Source organism: Thalassobacillus sp. B23F22_16 (assembly GCF_043496955.1).
Taxonomy (GTDB): Bacteria; Bacillota; Bacilli; order Bacillales; family Halobacillaceae; genus Thalassobacillus; species Thalassobacillus devorans_A.
In genome coordinates this window covers 1-4,069 of the sequence record NZ_JBIEKD010000052.1, presented here as the reverse complement: position 1 = coordinate 4,069, position 4,069 = coordinate 1, and the positions used below count along the sequence as shown (strand labels likewise).

4 protein-coding genes are annotated in these 4,069 nt (G+C 32.6%); all 4 read right to left on the bottom strand.

The genetic code is table 11. From position 1 onward, the window contains the following. On the bottom strand, nt 1-1,091 hold a 1,091-nt coding region (locus ACGTNI_RS19830; protein ID WP_394464226.1), incomplete at its 3' end, for a nucleotide sugar dehydrogenase. A gap of 2 nt (nt 1,092-1,093) precedes the next feature. Next, nucleotides 1,094-2,224, bottom strand: coding sequence for a CapA family protein (locus tag ACGTNI_RS19825; protein ID WP_394464225.1), 1,131 nt, complete (start codon nt 2,222-2,224; stop codon nt 1,094-1,096). A gap of 4 nt (nt 2,225-2,228) precedes the next feature. Next, a complete protein-coding gene (locus ACGTNI_RS19820) occupies nt 2,229-3,581 on the bottom strand; it encodes a lipopolysaccharide biosynthesis protein (RefSeq protein ID WP_394464224.1) in 1,353 nt (450 codons plus the stop codon). A gap of 140 nt (nt 3,582-3,721) precedes the next feature. Next, on the bottom strand, nt 3,722-4,069 hold a 348-nt coding region (locus ACGTNI_RS19815; RefSeq protein ID WP_394464223.1), incomplete at its 5' end, for an ATP-grasp fold amidoligase family protein.

Below are 4,069 nucleotides of genomic sequence, written 5' to 3'. Positions count from 1 at the left end.
ACAATAACATCTGATACTTTCTTAAATTCATCAAAGTCATTAATTACTCTAGAATTAAAGAAAGTTTCGTCATAAAATGCTGGTTCATACACAACAACTTCGATTCCTTCAGCTTTAATACGCTTCATAACACCCTGAATAGCTGACTGCCTAAAGTTATCAGAATCCATTTTCATTGTAAGTCGATAAATACCAACAATCTTAGGATTTCTTTTAATTATCATATCTGCAATATGATCTTTTCTGGTTCTATTTGCATCAACTATTGCAGCCATTATATTATTTGGAACGTCTTCGTAGTTAGCTAATAGTTGCTTAGTATCTTTTGGTAAGCAGTAACCACCGTATCCAAAAGATGGATTATTGTAATGGTTGCCTATACGCGGGTCTAAGCCAACGCCATCAATAATTTGCTTAGTATTTAAACCTCTAATTTCCGAATAGGAGTCTAGCTCATTAAAGAAAGCAACCCTCATTGCTAGATAAGTATTTGCAAATAGTTTAATAGCTTCTGCTTCTGTTGAATTTGTAAATAAGACGTCAATATTTTCTTTAACTGCGCCGTCTACTAACAAATCAGCAAAAACTTTGGCTCTTTCGGACTGTTCACCAATAACAATTCTTGAAGGATTCAAATTATCATATAATGCTTTACCTTCTCTTAAAAACTCTGGTGAAAAAATAATATTTTCTGTCTCAAATTTCTCTCGCACTGCTTCTGTATAACCTACCGGAACCGTCGATTTAATAACCATCACTGCTTCTGGATTAATAGATAATACATTAGCAATTACAGCTTCAACTGTTCGTGTATTAAAGTAATTCTTTTCTGGATCATAATTTGTAGGTGTAGATATAATTACATATTCAGCATTCTTATAAGCTTTATAATTGTCTGTTGTTGCGGTTAAGTTCAATTCTTTTGATGCAAGGAATTCTTCAATCTCATTATCTATAATCGGAGACCTTTTATTATTAATCATATCTACTTTTTCTTGGATAATATCTAATGCAATTACTTCGTTGTGTTGAGCTAATAAAATAGCATTTGATAAACCTACATAACCTGTTCCTGCAATCGTTATCTTCATATTTAATAATCCTTTCCTTTTGCTCGAATTTCTAATGCATGCTTTGCCGCATAAAAATACGTTTCATTTTTTAATAAATGTAACGCCAGCAATTCTTTATTGTTATTCTGTTTACCTAGGATCTTTTTTATTAAAAGTTTAGCAGACGAAAATAATTCGCCATTGTAAGTAAATGGAACTAAGGAATAAACAAGATTTTTTCTGATTTTATTATTAAAAATATTCACAGACATTTCTTCACATAATTGTTCATAGTTTACATTTAGCATTTGATTTAAGTGATATAAATCAACTTGTTTATCTTTTGGAGATAGCTGAAGTTGCCCATTTTCCTTATGATGGTAAACTAGTTCAAAATTTATTTCTTTACCTTTTTGAAGGTCTAAAATAACAGAAAAAGAATTGTCTTGTTTCATCTTGAAATTCTCCGAATCAAAGTAAAAATTTCCAAGGCTATAAAAAATCAGAGAGTTTTTAAATTTTTCATAACCTTGTGGCACATGTGGGTGAGATGCAATCACGACATCCACTCCTAACTCACAAAGATGTTTATAGCGCATGCGCCACTCTTTTTGTGGGATATTGTAATGTTCTAACCCAGCATGTGCTAGTAATATAATGAAGTCACACTCCATTTTCAACTGCATTATTTGTTGATCAATAGTACTATGATTGATCCATGCATAACCAGAATGACCAGGATGCGAACTATAATCAAGTACCCCAAATTGCGCCTCACATGCATTTACAAAGCCAACTTTTATATTATTAAAAGTTTTAACTATCGGTTTGTATGCTTCTGAAAAGTTCTTTCCTGCTCCAATTGTATCTAATCCCTGATTTTTTGCTTCTTGTATAGTTACTTGTAAAGCTTTTTCACCAAAATCCATGATGTGATTGTTTGCTAAACATAAAAGATCAAAACCTTGGTGCTTCAAACCACTTATTGTTGATTTTCTTTGAAAATGATGTTTACCGACTTTTTGTCTTTTATACCCCACACCCTCAATAGGTGCTTCAAAATTACAAATAGAGTAATCTGCAGTAGAAATGATATTAGCTAAGTCTTTTGAACAAAAAATTCCATCTTCCTTTTCATAATTAACGACATCACCGCAAACAAATAGCTTCACTATTTTATTTCCTCCGTTGTCTATCAAATTTTTCACTAAACTTTAGAGTGATAAAAATCAAAAGCAGATTTAATATTGCACCCGATATTCCGAATAAAGCAATGGCCAACAGATCACTTGAGAAAAAATAATAACCGATTGCCAAAGCAACAACACGCGTAATTAATGTAAGCACAGTAAACTTCAGATGGAAAGACTGTGCATTTAAGACTAGTAAAGCACGAATACTCGGTTGATTAATAAACATAAAAAAAACCCACAGAGACAGCCATCTTGCATATTCTCCAGCTATTGTCCAATCTTGCCCAAAAACGAAGGTGAAAAGCCACGGACCAAGTAGAACAACTAGTGAATAGGGTAATATTCCAACAACTGCCAGCGTAATAGTAGCTTTTTTTATTAACTTCGTTAAATTTTCCCCTTTGTTGGCAGCCTCTGATATCCTTGGATAAAACACATCCCCAACAGACTTTCCAATTAGAGTAGATGGGATATTCAAAACCGTTCTCCCAATGGAATAAAGACCTGCAGAGACAGGTCCGAAGAAAGTCGTTAACATAAGGATCGGCAAACTTTGGGAAGTTGCATTTAAAAATACTTGCGGTGCCCGATATAGTGGGAAATTTTTATGATAGATTGCTAATTTTTTTACAGATGTCTTATCTTTAGGAATAAAAGAAAGTCTTTGCTCTCCTTTCTGTGAAAATAAGAGCATGAGTGAACCCTTTACTCCGTCTTTTATAGCAGAAAAGAGAACAAGCACACTAGCAACTGGATGGATATAACCTAAACCAGCTTGCCCTCCGTGAATAATTAACGCTTGAATTACCGATACTTGTGCTGTAATCCTAAATTGCTTAGTTCTGATTAACCATTGTTCAACTACTTGTAAAAAGCCTCCTAAAAGTATGGCTACTGGAATTAAAAATAAGTAAGGTGATATAGTTTCTATATTGAAAAGTTCTATTATTTGTTGATTAAATAAGAATAAGACTATTGCTGTAATTATTGTAATAGCCATTGTAATATAAAGTGACAAACGGACAATACCTTTTGCATGATTATCACTTTTGGGTAAAACAATAGCTGTAGGATATGTTAAAGCAGCAATAGGGGTTACAATTGCTATAATTGCTATAAACGTTCCCATAACCCCGTAGTTTTCAGGGCCATAGAGCCGTGTGATTATCGGGGAAAAGAGCATTGTAATTGCTTGAGCAGCAGCAGTACCGGAAGCTACAGTAATTACATTTCGAATAAATTTCTTATTTGAGAATTTCTTTATACTTTTAATGGTAAAAATTTGATTATATCTTTTCTTTATGAAATTTATTTTATTTGTAAATTTATTACTCATTTTTAGGAGCCCCTTTAAAATTGGAAATTCGAAGTTTTTAATATATAAGCTCCAGCACTATTTAAATACTGAATTATAAGCCCACTAAATTTTAATGAAGTATAAAACAATAAATTACTTAAGATTGAAGTGAATAACTGTTATTTATTATTCAACTTCTTTTTTACTTCGCCTGAAATATCAAGTAATTCTCCCATTGTTTTTCCTTGAATGCTTGTTTGTGAAGTATATATTCCACTGCCAGGTGTAAATGTCAGCTCGCCAAAAACAACTTGGTTATCACATTCATAAAAATCCACTCGTACAAAAGGAAATGGCTTACTTAATTCTTTTGCGATTGCTATCATATTTTCAAGCGATACAGGCTTTTCCGGAAGACGATGTGGTTTATTGTATTTATTGTGCTTATTTTCTGCTGCCGACAAAAATTTCCATTCAGGTGACATAAAAATACCTTTTTTATCGGTATCCCTTGCAGACACATAAAG

Excerpts from the sequence above, each read along its gene's own strand:
- ACGTNI_RS19820 (WP_394464224.1), bottom strand. The coding sequence starts at position 3,581 with ATGAGTAATAAATTTACAAATAAAATAAATTTCATAAAGAAAAGATAT.